At 64.1% G+C, this 16,315-nt stretch carries 13 protein-coding genes and 1 tRNA gene; 7 read left to right on the forward strand and 7 right to left on the reverse strand.

Annotation, left to right across the window (positions count from 1 at the left end; all coding sequences use genetic code 11):
• Complete coding sequence (locus tag VOM14_RS07085; RefSeq protein ID WP_327628001.1) at positions 1-603, reverse strand: SCO family protein; 603 nt, start codon at positions 601-603, stop codon at positions 1-3.
• 484 nt (positions 604-1,087) lie between these two features.
• Between VOM14_RS07085 and otsB the strand changes: the two genes are divergently transcribed.
• Positions 1,088-1,837: a trehalose-phosphatase gene (gene otsB, locus VOM14_RS07090; RefSeq protein WP_327628002.1), complete on the forward strand. Its 750-nt coding sequence runs from the start codon at positions 1,088-1,090 to the stop codon at positions 1,835-1,837.
• 64 nt (positions 1,838-1,901) lie between these two features.
• Positions 1,902-3,362 carry an alpha,alpha-trehalose-phosphate synthase (UDP-forming) gene (otsA, locus tag VOM14_RS07095; protein WP_327628003.1) on the forward strand — a complete coding sequence of 487 codons (1,461 nt, stop codon included), beginning with the start codon at positions 1,902-1,904 and terminating at the stop codon, positions 3,360-3,362.
• Between the two features lie 89 nt (positions 3,363-3,451).
• Here otsA and VOM14_RS07100 read toward each other — a convergent pair whose 3' ends face one another.
• On the reverse strand, positions 3,452-5,323 hold the full coding sequence (locus VOM14_RS07100) for an ABC transporter ATP-binding protein (protein ID WP_327628004.1): 1,872 nt from the start codon (positions 5,321-5,323) through the stop codon (positions 3,452-3,454).
• Positions 5,324-5,991: 668 nt separating this feature from the next.
• Here VOM14_RS07100 and VOM14_RS07105 point away from each other — a divergent pair.
• From VOM14_RS07105 to VOM14_RS07115, 3 genes are all read left to right on the forward strand, one after another.
• The gene (locus VOM14_RS07105; protein ID WP_327628005.1) at positions 5,992-7,056 is read left to right on the forward strand and encodes a glycosyltransferase family 4 protein; all 1,065 of its coding nucleotides are present in this window, start codon (positions 5,992-5,994) and stop codon (positions 7,054-7,056) included.
• A 224-nt stretch (positions 7,057-7,280) separates the two neighbouring features.
• Positions 7,281-8,144, forward strand: coding sequence for a hypothetical protein (locus tag VOM14_RS07110; RefSeq protein WP_327628006.1), 864 nt, complete (start codon positions 7,281-7,283; stop codon positions 8,142-8,144).
• A gap of 151 nt (positions 8,145-8,295) precedes the next feature.
• Complete coding sequence (locus VOM14_RS07115) at positions 8,296-8,760, forward strand: DUF2214 family protein (RefSeq protein WP_327628007.1); 465 nt, start codon at positions 8,296-8,298, stop codon at positions 8,758-8,760.
• 86 nt (positions 8,761-8,846) lie between these two features.
• Here VOM14_RS07115 and VOM14_RS07120 read toward each other — a convergent pair whose 3' ends face one another.
• From VOM14_RS07120 to VOM14_RS07140, 5 genes are all read right to left on the reverse strand, one after another.
• A complete protein-coding gene (locus VOM14_RS07120) occupies positions 8,847-10,727 on the reverse strand; it encodes an ABC transporter ATP-binding protein (protein WP_327628008.1) in 1,881 nt (626 codons plus the stop codon).
• Positions 10,728-11,158: 431 nt separating this feature from the next.
• Positions 11,159-11,233, reverse strand: a tRNA-Val gene (locus VOM14_RS07125).
• 48 nt (positions 11,234-11,281) lie between these two features.
• Positions 11,282-12,016, reverse strand: coding sequence for a DNA polymerase III subunit epsilon (dnaQ, locus tag VOM14_RS07130; RefSeq protein WP_327628009.1), 735 nt, complete (start codon positions 12,014-12,016; stop codon positions 11,282-11,284).
• A 141-nt stretch (positions 12,017-12,157) separates the two neighbouring features.
• On the reverse strand, positions 12,158-12,604 hold the full coding sequence (gene rnhA, locus VOM14_RS07135; RefSeq protein WP_327628010.1) for a ribonuclease HI: 447 nt from the start codon (positions 12,602-12,604) through the stop codon (positions 12,158-12,160).
• Positions 12,601-13,488, reverse strand: coding sequence for a class I SAM-dependent methyltransferase (locus VOM14_RS07140; protein WP_327628011.1), 888 nt, complete (start codon positions 13,486-13,488; stop codon positions 12,601-12,603). The genes rnhA and VOM14_RS07140 overlap by 4 nt, the downstream gene beginning before the upstream one ends.
• Before the next feature lie 19 nt (positions 13,489-13,507).
• Between VOM14_RS07140 and gloB the strand changes: the two genes are divergently transcribed.
• Positions 13,508-14,299: a hydroxyacylglutathione hydrolase gene (gloB, locus tag VOM14_RS07145; protein WP_327628012.1), complete on the forward strand. Its 792-nt coding sequence runs from the start codon at positions 13,508-13,510 to the stop codon at positions 14,297-14,299.
• A 157-nt stretch (positions 14,300-14,456) separates the two neighbouring features.
• On the forward strand, positions 14,457-16,133 hold the full coding sequence (locus VOM14_RS07150) for a transglycosylase SLT domain-containing protein (protein WP_327628013.1): 1,677 nt from the start codon (positions 14,457-14,459) through the stop codon (positions 16,131-16,133).
• The last annotated feature ends 182 nt before the right edge of the window (positions 16,134-16,315 follow it).

Below are 16,315 nucleotides of genomic sequence, written 5' to 3' on the forward strand. Positions count from 1 at the left end.
TCAGGAGCGTTGATCGACGATGCGCCGCAGGTCCGCTGCGATGGCATCGGGTGTGTCGTGGTCGGTGGCAAGCAGGCGCGCGCGGCCCTGTGCGTCGAACACGTAGACGGCGGAACTGTGGGTCACTTCATAGTTGCCCTTGGGGTCGCGCTTTTCCATCTGATACGCGACCCGGTAGCGCTTCGCGAGCGACTCGATTTGCCAGTCGCTGCCCGTGAGTCCTTCGGCATGTTGCGGGTCGAACGCGCCGACGTAATCGTGCAAAGCCTGCGGCGTGTCGCGCGCGGGATCGACGGTAATGAAAAGGATGCGCACCTTCCGCGCGTCGGGGCCGAGCTTGCTGAGCACCTGCATCAGCCGGCCCATGGTTTCGGGGCACACATCCGGACAATGCGTGTAGCCGAAATAGACGAGCGTTGTGCGGCCCTTGAACGAATCGCCGGTGACGGGGCGGCCGTCGTCGCCGGTCAGCGCGAAGGACAGGTCGGGCAAGTGGCCGGTGACGTCCGTCAGATGCCACGGCTGCGCACGGCTCGTGCATCCGGTGAGCGCGATCGTGGCGCAAAGCGCGCCGACTCTGAGCGCCGACGCGCAGCGGCGCACGCGGTCCGCGCGGCGCGATGGAAGAGGGTGCGGTTGCGGCTGTCGCGGTGGAAGGGTCGGGAACAAAGCGGGTGTCGGTGACTCGATTGAAGAGCGGCGTAACGCATGGCCGCTACTGGCGTTCGCGCAGCGTGCGCGGCAAATCGTGCGGTGGCGAACGGTTCGCGATAGCGCACGCCGATCACCGTCACGCCAATAGCTCATGTGGCTGCGACTGTAGCGCAAAATGGCGGGTAGCGTCGGCGGGAGCCCACGGGCGGGGGGTTGCGAGGCAATTTGACGCACGCGGCTGAAAGTTGCATGAAGCCCGACGGGTTCCTTTTCGAACCTCATGGAATGAAGCGCGAAAAAAGTGTCACGCAATCCGGCTCGCGGACTGCCCGGCTGGCGTGTGACTTAGCTCGCCTTTCTCGAAAAATTGACGGATGCGCGGTAAGATGCGCACACTTTTCCGGCTGCAACAGGCCGAAAGGCAAATTACGCAATGCAAGCACTTCCGGCTTTTCTGTCTCCGAGCGAGACGGCATTTTTCTTCGATTTCGACGGAACGCTCGTCGAACTCGCGCCCACGCCGGATGGCGTGGTGGTGCAACCGCGCGTCATCGAACTGCTAAGCGAATTGCGGCGCTTGACGAATGGCGCGCTCGCGGTGGTGTCCGGACGCGGCATCGACAGTATCGACGCTTTCCTCGGTCTGGCCGATCTGCCCATTGCCGGTCTGCATGGCGCCGAGCGGCGTGACGCGAACGGCGACACGCAGCGCATCGGCTTTCACGACGAGCGGCTTCTGCGCATGGAGCAGGTGCTCGCCGAGGTGGTCAACGCGCATCCCGGCATGCTGCTCGAAATCAAGGGCGCGGCGCTCGCGCTGCACTACCGCAACGCGCCCGACCGCGAGCCGGTGGCGCGCGAGGCGACCCAGCGGCTGGTCGCGGACTATCCGGATGCGTACGTGCTGCAGCCGGGCAAGATGGTCTACGAAATCAAGCCGAAAGACGTCGACAAGGGCCGCGCGATGCGCGCGTTTCTCGACGAGCCGCCCTTCGTCGGACGCACGCCCGTTTTTGCCGGCGACGACCTGACCGACGAAAAAGGTTTCGCCGTCGTCAACGAGCGCGACGGGCTGTCCATCAAGGTTGGCGTCGGCGACACGGCGGCGCGCACGCGCGTCGACTCGGTGAGCGCGCTGCTCGACTGGCTGGAGACGGTGGTGGCCGCGGCGCGCAGCGCATGACGGCGGCTGCGTCCGGCTCACAACGTATTGCGACAACAACGTATTACATCGGGGACCGCGCTTCATGAGCCGACTCATTATCGTTTCGAACCGGGTGGCGCCGATCTCGGAGGGCGGCCCGGCGGCGGGCGGGCTCGCGGTCGGCGTGTACGACGCGCTGAAGGAAACCGGCGGCATGTGGTTCGGCTGGAGCGGCGACGTGCTCAGTTCCGGCCAGCCGCAAATCAAGGTCGAAGAGCGCGGCCCGGTGACCTTCGCGACAATCGCGTTGATGCGCCGCGACTACGATCAATACTATCGCGGCTTCTCCAACGCCACGCTGTGGCCCGCGTTCCATTACCGCGCCGATCTGCTGCATTACGACCGCCACGACTTCGAGGGCTACTGCCGCGTGAACGCGTGGCTCGCGCAGCAACTCGTGCCGCTGCTGCGCGAAGACGACGTCATCTGGGTTCACGACTATCATCTGATTCCCTTTGCAAGGGCGCTGCGCGCCGCGGGCGTCAAGAATCGCATCGGCTTTTTCCTGCACATTCCGTTTCCGGCTTCGCAAGTGCTGCTGGCGGTGCCGCCGCATCGCGAACTGGTCGAAGCGCTGTGTTCGTTCGATCTGCTCGGCTTCCAGACCGCGCCTGATCTGCGCGCGTTCTGCGATTACATCGTCAACGAGGCGAACGGCGCGGTCGATGCGTCGTCGGGCGGCCCGCTCGCCATTCATGCGTTTGGCCGCACGTTGCGCGCGGCGGCTTATCCGATCGGCGTCTACCCGGACGAGATCGCCGAACTCGCAAAAGCGGGCGAGCGCGGCAAGCCGGTCCGCACGATGAAAGCGACGCTGCATTCGCGCAAGCTGATCATGAGCGTGGACCGTCTCGATTATTCGAAGGGACTGGTCGAGCGTTTCCGCGCGTTCGAGCGTCTGCTGGAACATGCCAGCGCGCAACGCAACAAGGTGTCGTTCCTGCAGATCGCGCCGCCCACACGCGCCGACCTGCACGCCTACCAGGATATCCGCCTGCAACTGGAAGGCGAGTCGGGCCGTATTAACGGGCGTTTCGCGGAGCTTGACTGGACGCCCATTCTCTACATTCACAAGCAATACGAACGCTCGGTGCTTGCCGCGCTGTTTCGCACGGCGCACGTCGGCTATGTGACGCCGCTGCGCGACGGCATGAATCTCGTCGCGAAGGAGTATGTGTCGGCGCAGGACCCGGAAAATCCAGGGGTGCTCGTGCTGTCGCGCTTTGCGGGCGCCGCGCAGGAACTGGACGGCGCGCTGATCGTGAATCCGGTCGATATCGACGGCATGGCCGATGCGTTGGCGAGCGCGCTCGACATGCCGCTCGCGGAACGCCAGGCGCGGCATCGGGACATGATGGCGCAATTGCGCGAGAACAACGTGTCGGTATGGCGCGATAACTTCATGCGCGATCTGCAAAGCGCCGAGCGGGCGATGCGTGCGAAAAGCGGGCGCGCGCGCGCAGCGTCGGGGAAGAAGGGCGCGCGCGAAGTGCTGACGAGCTGAGCGCGCCGGTTATCCAGCCAATGAAAAAGCCCGCGTTTGCGGGCTTTTTTGTCGCCTTGCGGCACGCGGCTCGTCGCCGTGCACGGCAGTTAAATCACATGTTGTTCGTCGACCTTCTTGCCGCCCACATGCAGCGTGGTGCCCTTGCCGTACTGCTTCGCGAGCAGATCGCGATACAGGCCGGGGCGCTGGCGCAGCTCTTCGGGGCTGCCGTCGTCGATAACCTTGCCCGCGCTCATCACAATGATCCGGTCGAAGTTGTTCAGCGTCGACAGTCGGTGCGCAATCGCAATCACCGTGCGGCCGACCATGAGCCGGTCGAGCGCTTTCTGGATCGCTTCTTCCGATGCGCTGTCGAGCGCCGACGTGGCTTCGTCGAGCAGCAGGATCGGCGCGTTCTTCAGGATCGCGCGAGCAATGGCGATGCGCTGACGCTGTCCGCCGGAGAGCTTCACGCCGCGATCGCCGACGATCGTGTCGAAGCCTTCCGGCATCGCTTCGATGAAGTCGGTGCAGCGCGCCTCGCGCGCGGCGGCCATGACTTCCTCGCGGCTCGCTTCGGGACGGCCATACGCAATGTTTTCGTACACCGTGCGATGGAACAGCGAAATGTCTTGCGGCACCAGCGCGATCGCGTGGCGCAGGCTGTCCTGCGTGATCGCGGCGATGTCCTGGCCGTCGATCTTGATCGCGCCGCCTTGCGTTTCATAGAAGCGCTGCAGCAACGCAAGCACGGTGGACTTGCCCGCGCCCGACTTGCCGATCAGGCCCACGCGCTGGCCCGCTTCGATATGCAGATCGAAATGGTCGAGAATCGCGCGGCGGCGCGGATAGGCGAACGTCACGCCGTCGAACGACACGCGCCCGCCTTGCGGCACGAGTTCCGTCGCGCCGTCGCGATCGGGCATGCCGTGCGGTTCGAGCAGCGTGCGCACCGCTTCCGCGAGTCGCGCCACGTGCTGCGTGACATCCACCAGCGCGACGGCGAGATCGCGCGTGCCGTGCAGAATCGTGAAGCCGAGCGAGCTGACGAGCACGATGTCGCCCGAGGTCGCCTTACCTTGATCCCATAGAACCAGCGCCCAGCCGAGCAGACCTGCCGACAGCAAAGCGGTGATCACCGCGTGCAGCAGGCGCAGCTTTTCCAGATAGAGCAGGCTTTGCTGACGCGCGTCCATCTCGGCCTTGACCGTCGAGCCGAACCGCTGCTGTTCGCGAAACGTCATGCCGAACGCGCGCACGAGCCCCATGTTGCTGATCACGTCGACCAGTTCGCCGTCTACGGAAGCCGCCTTGGTCGCGAAATGGTGATGCCGCGCCGAGCCGCGGCCGGCCAGTTTGTACAGCACCACCGACAGAATCGCCGAGCACAGCATCAGGCCGCCGGCCATCAGCGGATTCACCGCGATGATCATGACGATCGCGCCGAGCACGGCGATGCAGGGCGGCAGCACGTTCCACGCAGTGGTGTTCTCGGCGGTGTAGACCGCATTCGAGGTCGCGGTGATCCGGCTCGCCAGCATGCCCGGCTGCTTCTCCGAGTAGTAGGTCGGCGAATGACCGGACAGATACTGGAACAGGTCGCGCCGCAAGTCGCCCGTCACGGCGACGAACGTGTGCGCGGCGACCCAGCCGCCGACGCGCCACAGCAGATTGTCCGCGGCGATCAGCCCGACGAGGATCGCAAACGCGCCCCACAGTGGCCCCGGATGATGCCGGCCTGCGCCGAGGACGTCGATAAGATGCTTGATCGCGTATTGCGAAGCGAGCGCACAGCCCACGGCCGCTATCACACTGCACAACACGATCGCATGAGCGAGCGGGTGACGGCGGATGAAGCGGAAAAGGAACGCAAGCGGCCTGTGCGCATAGCTCGCGAGCTTTGCGTTCAAGGCGTTACGCTGGGCGATGGTCAAATGTTCCAATTGGTCGAGAGGTTGATGTGGTTCGGGGGTGTGCATGCAAGGCATGGGCCACGCGAGAGCTTCGCGGGGAAGCCGATGCTTCGCATTGTAAACATGCAAAAGCGATTGCGCCCTGTGTATCCGGGCCATTGGCGCGATTGATTTCGCGATGGACGTCCGCAACCTGCTTCTACTGGACCGCCTTGTGCGGTCTGGGGTTCACGCGGATCACGGAATATTTTCGAGATATAATTACAAACTGCATTCGGCCGGCGTGCTGCATTCTCTTCAACGAATACCGGCAGGGTTGACCCGCCGAGGTGTGAGTTCGCACAAGGCGAGTGAGCGCGGGCTCGCGTCGCTGGCCAGTCGTTACTGTAGAACTGTCTTGGAAAACAAGGGTTTGCAAAATGTATCCCCCTTGTAACAACGTAAAGACTTTGAAATGTTGTGGTGCAGCGAGATTCCCGGCACCGATAATGCATGCGCTGTAGGCCCATCGAAATTTCTGACAGTTTGTCAACGTAGGTGACGCCTGTGCGTTTACCGCACATGCCCGGACGGCGACCACTGTCCGGGCTTTTAATCTGAAGCGATCTATCGCACGACTTCTCGAAAGAATCAGGCCTGCGCTGGCATGTCCGGCCCGCCTGCCTTGGCGAGCAAGCGAGTCGCTTTTACCAAACGCAGTACTTTTGCCGGTTTTTTACGAGGAGTTCTTCATTATGCGAATCGCTCAAATCGCTCCGTTGCACGAGGCGGTTCCTCCCAAGCTGTACGGTGGCACGGAACGTGTGGTGTCCTACCTGACCGAAGCGCTGGTCGAGCAGGGCCACGACGTCACGCTCTTTGCGAGCGGCGATTCGCAAACCTCGGCAAAGCTCGAAGCCTTCTGGCCGCAAGCGCTGCGCCTCGACCCGACCATCCGCGACGTGATGGCGCCGCACATGCTGCTGCTCGAAGAAGTGCGCCGCCGCGCGGACGAATTCGACGTGCTGCATTTCCACATCGACTACTACCCGTTCTCGCTGTTCGCGCGCCAGCCGGTGCCGTTCGTGACCACGCTGCACGGCCGTCTCGATCTGCCGGAACTGCAGCCGATCTTCAACACGTTCAAGGACGTGCCGGTGGTCTCGATCTCGGACAACCAGCGCATTCCGCTGCCGCAGGCAAACTGGCTGCAAACCGTTTATCACGGCCTGCCGGAAAACCTGCTCACGCCGATCAAGGACGTGAAGCCGGACTACCTCGCGTTCCTCGGCCGCATTTCGCCGGAAAAGCGTCTGGACCGCGCGATCCGCATCGCCGAACAGGTCGGCATGAAGATCAAGGTCGCGGCCAAGCTGGACAAGGCTGACCGCGCGTACTACGACGAAGTCATCAAGCCGCTCATGGCGCTGCCGCACGTCGAGTACATCGGCGAAATCAGCGAATCGGAAAAGACCGAGTTCCTCGGCAACGCGCACGCGCTGCTGTTCCCGATCGACTGGCCGGAGCCCTTCGGTCTCGTGATGATCGAGGCGATGGCGTGCGGTACGCCGGTGATCGCGTTCAACCGCGGTTCGGTGCCGGAAGTGATCGAAAATGGCGTGTCGGGTTTTGTCGTCGAAGACGAAATCAGCGCTGTCGCGGCGGTCAAGCGCCTGCATACGCTGCCGCGCGAAACCGTGCGCAAGGCGTTCGAAGCGCGCTTCTCGTCGAAGGTGATGGCGCAGAACTACGTCGCCACGTACGAAGAACTGCTGCGTCAGAAGCACCGCACGGTGCTGCGCGAAGTCAACGCAAACTGATCGGCCCGTTCGGCGCGGCGCCTGAAGGCGCTGCGTCTCGCCCCAGGCAACGCCCCGCGCGCACGTCGCTCGCGGGGCGTTGTTGCATGCGCGCCGCGTTTTTTCGCATTCCGCGAGGGAAAGTGAGCGTTTCGGACCCGCGCGAGCGAGCCGCTCTGCGTAATATCCCTATAATGGCCGTGCCGCAAATTTGGCTGCGGCGCCGCCGACGACAGGAGGATGCCTTGGCGAGAACGAAAGAGACGCGTGCGAATGCCGCGCCCGGCGCCGGAACGATTTTCGCGTTGCGCGCCATCGGTCTCATGCTTCTCGCCCGGTGGCTCTTTTCGATGTCGGAGATGGATATCGGCGCGTCGCTGTCGGCCATGGCGTCGTCGCCGTGGGCGTGCATCAACCTTGTCTTTCTGTTCCTGCTGATTTTTCTTCCGGGCGCGCGCGCGGTGGCCGAGCGTCCTTTTCATCCGCTGCCGCAATGGCTGCGGCAAGCGCTGCGTCTCTTTGCATTTCTCGGGTTTCTGTTTGCCGTGTGGTCGGTCGGCGCGTTCGTGGCGAGCGCGGGCTGGCGCCGCGCCGTGCAGGCGGTCGCCGCGACGAACGGCTGGCTGGTGGCGGCGCCCGCACTGTACGCGGCCGTGTTGTGGATTTGTCGTCCGCGCGCGCTGTGGCGCACGAACATTGCCGCGCGCCGCTTTGCGATTGGCCGCTATGCCGTCTCGTTCGATCCGCTCACGCGCACCGTGAGCGTGTGGGCCGAACGCCGCAAGGTGGGGCAGTACGACGCGCGCGAACTGTCCGTGCGCTGGGCGCACGCGCCGGGCGCGTGGCCCGCGGCGCATGGCGCGCCGGTGGTGGCCTTCGGCACGTCCGGCACGTCCGGCGAGACGGCCGTTCCCGCTGCGCCGTCACGTTCGAGCGGCGCGCCGTCGCTCGCTCGCGCTGCTTTCGGCCGACGTCCCAAGGTCGAGTTGTTGTGGGATTCGCCGGCTGCGGCGGGCCATAACCGGCAAACTGTGTTCAGCACGCCGCTGACGACCGAAGGCGATCGCGTCGCCGCGCGCGCGCTCGATACCACGTTGCAACAAGTCTGAGGCGGCGGTTTGTGCAGTCGGCCACATGCCGCGATGGATGCGCGCGTTGTAAAGTAAGCCGTGGTCGATAATGAAATCGAGACGCCGCCTGCGCTTCGCGGCGGCCGACTGAAACAACAATCGATGGTGCCGCATCTTCGCAGGAGTCGCTATGCTGGTTCGCTGGTTGCTCGCCGCTCTCCATTTGCTCGCTTATGGCTTCGCGCTGGCGTCGATTCTCCGGCGCACGTGGGCGCTGCGCCGCGCCACCGTGCCCGCCGCGCTGCGTTCCCTGTTCCGGGCGGACACGCGGTGGGGCATCTCGGCGGTGGTGCTGATCGTCACGGGCCTGATGCGCGTGTTCGGCAGTTATGAAAAGGGCGCCAACTACTATCTTCACGAGCCGCTCTTTCACGTCAAGATGACGCTGCTCGTCGCGATTCTCGTGCTCGAAGTGCCGTCGATGCTGGCGTTGATGCGTTGGCGCGCGGCCGTGCGCAAGGGCGAAGCGCCGGAACTGCGCAAGGCGCGCCGCTATGCGCACCTGAGCGTGATTCAAACCGTCCTGCTGGTGCTGATGGTGTTCGCCGCGACCGGAATGGCGCGCGGCGTCGGCTTGCCATCGGGTGTTGTTTGAGCGGGCGGCGCGTCAGCGAGCTGCCTTCAAGTGCAGTGCCTCCAATCGCCGCGCATGTCGCGTGACGCACTGCCGTTTGACCGTCTTTACTTTCCGACCAGCAGACTCGAAACGTCCGGGTGCCGGGCACGCGTAGCCGGTGCTTCGTGCTTTGTCGCCGGCGCTTCGCTCAAGCCCTTGATCAGCTCCAGCGCCTGACGCTCGAAGAGCCGCCGATACAGTCCGCTCTGAAGGCCGATCAGCGTGTCGTGGCTGCCTTCTTCGATCACGCGGCCCTTGTCGAGCACGAGGAGTCTGTCGAGCGCGCGCACCGTGGAAAGCCGGTGCGCGACCACGAGCGTCGTGCGTCCTGACATCAGCCGCTCCATGGCCTGCTGGATCAGCACTTCGCTTTCGCTGTCGAGACTCGACGTCGCTTCGTCGAGAATCAGGATCGGCGCGTCGGCGAGAAAAGCCCGCGCGATCGCGACGCGCTGACGTTCGCCGCCCGACAGCTTGATGCCGCGCTCGCCGACCAGCGTGTCATAACCGCCCGGCAACGCGCTGATGAAGTCGTGCGCATTGGCGAGCCGCGCGGCGTGCTCGATCTCGGCGCGGCTTGCGTCCGGCCGCGCATAGGCGATGTTCTCGGCGAGCGAGCGGTGAAACAGCACCGGTTCCTGCTGCACGATCGCGATCTGAGCGCGCAGCGACGCCTGCTTCACCTGCGCGATGTCCTGACCGTCGATGGTGATGCGGCCTTCCGACACGTCATACAGACGCTGGATCAGCTTGATGAAGGTCGTCTTGCCGGAGCCCGAATGGCCGACGAGCCCAACCCGCTCGCCCGGCGCGATGCGCACCGAGAAGTCGCGGTAGAGCGGCGTCGCGTTGGCGCCGTAGTGAAACGTCACGTGCTCGAAACGGATCTCGCCTTTGCCGACGGCAATCGGGCCCGCGCCCGCGCGATCCTCGATGCCGAGCGGCTGGCGCTCCAGCGCGACAAGTTCTTCCATGTCGTTGACCGAGCGCTGCAAGTTGCGGATGTGCATGCCGACGTCGCGCAAATAGCCTTGCAGCATGAAGAACATGGTCAACGCAAACGTGATGTCGCCGACGCTGGCCGCGCCGCGCATCCACAACAGCAGCGCGGCGCCGAGGATGGCGCTCTGGATCGCCACCAGCATCGCGCCCTGCACGCCGCCGTTGATCGTGCCGCGCGTCCAGGTGCGCCGCGTGCGGCCGCGCCATTTGCCGATCACGCGCGCGAGCTGCCGCTCTTCGCGCTCTTCGGCGCCGAAGGCCTTCACCACGCCGTTGCAGCTCACCGCGTCCGCGAGCGCGCCGCCCATGCGCGTGTCCCACGCATTCGCGAGGCGCGCGGCCGGCGCCACGAATCCGAGCGAGAGCGCGACCGTGACCGCGATATACAGCAGCGAGCCGATGCCGACCACCGCGCCCATCATCGGCCAGCGCCAGCCCAGTAACAGCGTGGCGCCTGCCAGCATGATCAGCGACGGAAAGAGGGCGATCAGCAGCGTGTCGTTGAGCAGGTCGAGCGCCCACATGCCGCGCGTGATCTTGCGCACCGTCGAGCCGGCGAAGCTGTTCGCGTGCCAGTCCGTCGAAAAGCGCTGCACGCGATGAAACGCGTTCGCGGCGATCTCGCTCATCATCTTCAGCGTCAGCTTGATGATGTTGAAATACATGCCCTGCCGCAGCAAAGTGGCGCCGAGCCCGAGCGCGCCCAGCACGCCGAAGGCCGCGAGGGCCGCGTGCCATGCGCTCGCGCGCGCGGCCGGGCCGGACGCGATCGCGTCGACGAGGCGGCCGGCGAACATTGGCGTCAGCACGTCGGCCAATGCCGAAAGCATCACGAGCATGGCAATGACGACGATGCGCCACGGCTGTTGCGCCCAGTGATGGAAGGTGAAGCCGAGGACATCCTTGAAGGCTTGTCCGCGAAAGTCGAGTTTTTTTCTGGTCATTTGCGACAACCCGATCGCGCGTCGCGCGCCGGGGTTCCAGTCAAAAGCGAAATGAGGAGACAGTCGGAGCGGGCCGCTCGACGGCAATCGAACTGCGGGTCGAATGACGGACTGTCTGGAATTGCGCGGCGCGCCTTTTCAGGCCGGACCGCGCGGGCGACGAATCAAGGTCGCGGGACCATACCAGGGACGGCGCTATGCACTGCGAACATGTGACGCCTCCCTGTCGTTGATGAGGTGGAGAAAGCAGACTCGGCGAATGCCTGAAAGCCGACTATATCAGCCGTGTTTTGCAGCGGCAATCAACGAAGTTTCGGGATTGACGGAGTACAGAATTGAAGACACCGAACTTGAAAGCACCAAACGGAAAAGGGCTTGCGCATTTCTGCGCAAGCCCTTTTTTTTCTTCGGTGATCGACACACCAAAATTCTGGTGGGTAGTACTGGGATCGAACCAGTGACCCCTGCCGTGTGAAGGCAGTGCTCTACCGCTGAGCTAACCACCCGAAGAGATTGAGATTATGTCAGGGATTTTCGAACTCGTCCAGCACTTTTTAAGCAACTTGCTCATCCGACGCGGGCGCGGGTTCGAGGCGCCACACGCTCGTGCCTTTGATCGCCTTGTCGAGGCCGTCGAGAACCGCCTGATGCGCGGCGAGTTCTTCTTCGGTTGCGGAGATCACCACGAGATCCAGCGAGTCGAGCGCAACGCGCGGCGCATGTGCTTCGCCGCCACCGTGCGATTCCCCAAGCATGTCGATGACGAGGCTTTCCTGGCCGCGCGTCATCGCCAGATAAACCTCGGCGAGCAATTCGGAGTCGAGCAGGGCGCCGTGCAGTGTGCGGTGCGCATTGCTAATGCCGAAGCGGTCGCACAGCGCATCGAGTGAATTGCGCTTGCCGGGGAACATCTGCTTCGCGCGCGCGAGCGTGTCGATGATCTCGCCGCAATGCGCGCTGACGGACGGCAGGCCGAGCAGCGCGAATTCGACGTCGAGAAAGCCGATGTCGAACGGCGCGTTGTGAATGATCAGGTCCGCGCCCTGAATGAAGTCGCGAAACTGGTTGGCGATTTCGCCGAATTTCGGTTTGTCGCTGAGAAATTCAGTGGTCAGCCCGTGGACCGCCAATGCGCCCGGATCGCTGTCGCGTTCCGGGTTGATGTAGAAATGCAGATTGTTGCCGGTGAGCCGCCGGTTCACCAGTTCGACGCAGCCGAGTTCGAGGATGCGGTCGCCGGTGCGGGCATTCAGTCCGGTCGTTTCGGTGTCGAGGATAAGTTGACGCATGTCGGATTAGCTTGCCTCAGAAATTGCAGCCGGAAAGTGGGCGGGAAAACAAGGGAAAATGCGCGGGAAAACTTGTGGCAAAACGCGGCGTGACACGGGCGAGCGCAACGCGTGCGCGGCCGCGAGTCACAGTTCCGCGAGTCACAGTTCCGCGAGCGACGCCACGCCGCGATTGGCGAGCTGATCGGCCCGCTCGTTCTCCGGGTGCCCGTTGTGTCCGCGCACCCAGCGCCATTCGACCTCGTGCTGCGCGACGAGAGCGTCGAGCCGCTTCCACAAATCGGCGTTCTTCACCGGCTGCTTCGCGGCCGTGATCCAGCCTTTCTTCTTCCAGCCGTGAATCCACTCGCTGATGCCTTTCTGCACGTATTGGGAATCGGTGTGCACGACGGCCTTGCACGGGCGCTTGAGGGCTTCGAGCGCGGAAATCACACCCATCAGCTCCATGCGATTGTTGGTGGTATTCGCTTCGCCGCCGAACAGTTCCTTTTCCTGGTCGCCGAAGCGCAGCAGCGCGCCCCAGCCGCCGGGGCCGGGGTTGCCCTTGCAGGCGCCGTCGGTATAAATGTCGATGATGTTTGCTGTCATTGCGTGTGATTACGTGTGTTCGGTGTGGCGGCGGGCGCGAGGCCCGCTGAGAGGACGGGTTTTTTCACCTTCAGCGGCCCGACGAGACGCATGCCGCGTACGCGCTTGATCGCCTTGATCATGTAGGTCGCGCCGAAGATCGGCCACCAGCGGTCGCCGGCGGCCTCCATGAAGCCGTAGCGGGACAGCCATTGTTCGCTGTCGAGCGGCGGACGATAGCAGCCGAAGCGCCCGCGTTCAAGGTCGAAGCCGAGCAGCTTGATCCAGTCCTTCAGGCGCGTGAAAGCGATCAGGTCGACGGCCGCGGGCACGAACGGCCGCCCGGTCATTTTGCCGACCGATTGCCGCGCGCCCCAAAGCGACAGCGAGTTGAAGCCGAGAATGATCAGCTGGCCTTCCGGCATCAGCACGCGTTCGGCTTCGCGAAGCAGGCGGTGCGGGTCGCTCGTGAATTCGAGCGTGTGCGGCATCACGATCAGATCGACGCTTTGCGCCTCGAAGGGCAGGTCGAGCAGATCGCACCAGACGGCGCTGCGCCCGGTCGGCGCGGGCAGCGCCGCGGGCGCGGCGGCGAGATCCGGTCCGCCGTGCGCCGGGCCGGCGCCGAGGTCCAGGCCGCGGTCAACGCCATTGCCGGCAGCCGCCCGGCCGCGCGGAAAACGATAAGGCGCGCTCGCGCCGCTCGCCGCGTCGAGCACGAGGCCGCGGCAGGGCATGCGGTTTTCGCGCAATGCGTCGAGTTGCGGCAGGCCGAGTTGCAGCGCGTGGTAGCCGAATACGTCCGACACCACCCGGTCGAGCTGGGTCTGTTCCCACTCCAGCACGTAGCGGCCGGGCGGCGAATGCGTCCAGGCGGGCCAGTCTATAATCGATCGGTCAGTCATATCAAAGAATGCGTCGCCTATGAATGCGCTCGAGTACGTGCCGGTCCCGGCGTTTGAAGACAATTACATCTGGGTCGTTTCCGACGGACATCATGCGGTAGTCGTCGATCCGGGTGAGGCCGCTCCTGTTCGTGCCTATCTCGCGAAACGCGGTTGGCGGCTGAGCGCTATTTTACTCACGCACCATCATCAAGACCACGTCGGCGGGGTGGCCGATCTGCTGAACGGCCAGGCCGTTCCCGTCTACGGGCCCGCCGGTGAAGCGATCCAGCATCTCACGCATCGTCTCGAAAATGGTGATCGCGTGACGATCGCGGCGCCCGCTCTCGAACTGGGCGTGCTCGATGTGCCGGGCCACACGAGCGGCCACATCGCCTATTTCCAGGCGGCGGACCCGGCTGGCACGCCGCACGTGTTCTGCGGCGACACGCTGTTCGCCTGCGGATGCGGCCGGCTCTTCGAGGGCACGCCCGCGCAGATGCTCGCGTCGCTCGACGCGCTCGCCGGACTGCCCGGCGCGACGCAGGTGCACTGCGCACACGAATACACGCTCGCCAATATCCGCTTCGCGCTCGCCTGCGAGCCCGGCAATACGGAATTGCAGGCATGGCGCGACAGGGCGAGCGACCTGCGCGCCCGCAACGTGCCGACGCTGCCCACCACGATCGCCCACGAACGCGCGGTGAATCCATTCTTGCGGGCGGACAATCCCGCGATCCAGGCGACGCTCGAAGCGCAACTGCACGAAAAAGTCGCCGGCCGGCTGAGCGCGTTCACGCTCATGCGCGAATGGAAGAACCGCTTCCGTTGACCTGGATGCGCATGGGGTCTTCTTCAGGCGAAGAATCGGAAGAATTCGCCAAGCCCTAGATTTTCTTGATTTTTTCGTAAAACTTTCGATTGACGTAGACGTTCCGGTTTCGTACTATCGGCTGCAAATTCCAGCCCTTGTGGAAGCCGAGACGTTCATGCGATTTATCTTCAGCGCGTTGCTGGTTCTGACGCTCGCCGCCTGCGCGAGCCAGGGACCAACAACGATCAGCCCCACCACTGCAACCAATCCCGCCAGCCAGCAAGCCGTAGCCGACGCCCTTCGCAAGACCGCCACTGCCAAGGAAACCATCAACGTCGACCAGACCTCGGTCACTCAGTTGACGAGCGCAGACGCCGATCTGTGGGGCCGTATTCGCCGTGGTTTCCAGATGCCCGACTTGCAGACCGACCTCGTCGATATGCAGGTCAACTGGTATGCGCAGCGCCCGGACTACGTGCAGCGCATGACCGAGCGCTCGCAGAAGTACCTGTATCACATCGTCGAAGAGCTGGAGGCGCGCCATATGCCGACCGAGCTTGCGTTGCTGCCGTTCATCGAATCGGCGTATAGCCCGCAGGCGTTGTCGGTGGCGAAGGCGGCCGGCATGTGGCAGTTCATGCCGGGCACCGGTCGCACCTACAACCTCAAGCAGAACATGTGGCAGGACGAGCGCCGCGACGTGCTCGCGTCCACCAGCGCCGCGCTCGACTACCTGTCGCGCCTGCACGATATGTTCGGCGACTGGCAGCTCGCGCTCGCCGCGTACAACTGGGGCGAAGGCAATGTGCAGCGCGCGATCGCGCGCAACGAAGCGGCGGGCTTGCCTACCGACTATCTCAGCCTGCGCATGCCGAGCGAAACACGCAACTACGTGCCGAAGCTGCAAGCGGTGAAGAACATCGTGATGAACCCGCAAATGTACGGGCTCACGTTGCCGTCCATTCCGAATCACCCGTACTTCGTGACCGTCACCACCTCGCACGACATCGACGTGGAAATGGCCGCGAAGCTGGCCAACCTGTCGCTCGACGAGTTCCGTTCGCTCAACCCATCGTTCAAGAAGCCCGTGATTCTGGGCGCGACGCAGCCGCAGATTCTGCTGCCGTTCGACAATGCAAGCGCGTTCGAGCGCAACCTGAAAACCTACTCGGGTTCGCTGTCGTCCTGGACCACCTACACGGTCACCGAGCGTTCGGCGCCGGCGGCCATCGCGCAAAAAATCGGCGTCGACGCCGACACGCTGATGGAAGTGAACAAGATTCCGGTTGGCATGCGTCTGAAGCCCGGCTCCACGATTGTCGTGCCGCGCGGTTCGGACGACGACGAGGACATCAGCGCGGACGTCGCGGAAAGCGCGGTGCTCGCAATGGAGCCCGACGTGCCCGACACGCGCAAGATGCTGATCCGCGTGCGCCGCAATCAGTCGATGGCGGCTCTCGCGGTGCGTTATGGCGTGTCCGTTGGCCAGTTGAAGGCGTGGAACCGCACGCATCGCGACAGCGTCTCGCGCGGCCAGGTCGTCGTGTTGCACGTGCCGGTCGGCAAGGCCGTCCCGAGCGAGCCGGGCCCGGAGCGCATCGCGACCGACGTCGAGGGCGGCGGCGTCCAGAAGATCGGCACGCATGTCGGCGGCACGAAAAGCGAGTCGCGCTACGAGAAAAAAGGGCGTGGCCGTGCGGCGGTCGTCAAGGTAGCCGAGCCGGTGGGCAAGGCAGGCAAGTCGAAGGCTTCCGCGGAAAGCGCCGGCAAGGTGACCAAAGTGTCGGCTTCCACGTCCACCAGATCCGGGAAGGTCACGAAGGCCGCGGCAAGCGTGAAGAAAGGCAAGTAATCGCCGCGCTCGCACTGTTTCGCCGACGCCGTCGCCTTGTGGTGACGGCGTTTTTCATTGCGCGGCTCATCCGCGAATGATCGATGCGTGGGCGATCAGCTCGCGCTATGCTGAATAGGGATATGTAAATTTTGTCGGTAGCCGCCAAAGCCATACGTGGCAATGGTTTGGCCCGTCACCAA

Source organism: Paraburkholderia sp. MPAMCS5 (assembly GCF_036016995.1).
Lineage (GTDB): Bacteria > Pseudomonadota > Gammaproteobacteria > Burkholderiales > Burkholderiaceae > Paraburkholderia.

Bases quoted from the DNA above. Each gene is read 5' to 3' on its own strand.
- otsB (WP_327628002.1), top strand. From the start codon at position 1,088: ATGCAAGCACTTCCGGCTTTTCTGTCTCCGAGCGAGACGGCATTTTTC.
- otsA (WP_327628003.1), top strand. From the start codon at position 1,902: ATGAGCCGACTCATTATCGTTTCGAACCGGGTGGCGCCGATCTCGGAG.
- VOM14_RS07100 (WP_327628004.1), bottom strand. From the start codon at position 5,323: ATGCACACCCCCGAACCACATCAACCTCTCGACCAATTGGAACATTTG.
- VOM14_RS07105 (WP_327628005.1), top strand. From the start codon at position 5,992: ATGCGAATCGCTCAAATCGCTCCGTTGCACGAGGCGGTTCCTCCCAAG.
- VOM14_RS07115 (WP_327628007.1), top strand. From the start codon at position 8,296: ATGCTGGTTCGCTGGTTGCTCGCCGCTCTCCATTTGCTCGCTTATGGC.
- VOM14_RS07120 (WP_327628008.1), bottom strand. From the start codon at position 10,727: ATGACCAGAAAAAAACTCGACTTTCGCGGACAAGCCTTCAAGGATGTC.
- dnaQ (WP_327628009.1), bottom strand. From the start codon at position 12,016: ATGCGTCAACTTATCCTCGACACCGAAACGACCGGACTGAATGCCCGC.
- rnhA (WP_327628010.1), bottom strand. From the start codon at position 12,604: ATGACAGCAAACATCATCGACATTTATACCGACGGCGCCTGCAAGGGC.
- VOM14_RS07140 (WP_327628011.1), bottom strand. From the start codon at position 13,488: ATGACTGACCGATCGATTATAGACTGGCCCGCCTGGACGCATTCGCCG.
- gloB (WP_327628012.1), top strand. From the start codon at position 13,508: ATGAATGCGCTCGAGTACGTGCCGGTCCCGGCGTTTGAAGACAATTAC.
- VOM14_RS07150 (WP_327628013.1), top strand. From the start codon at position 14,457: ATGCGATTTATCTTCAGCGCGTTGCTGGTTCTGACGCTCGCCGCCTGC.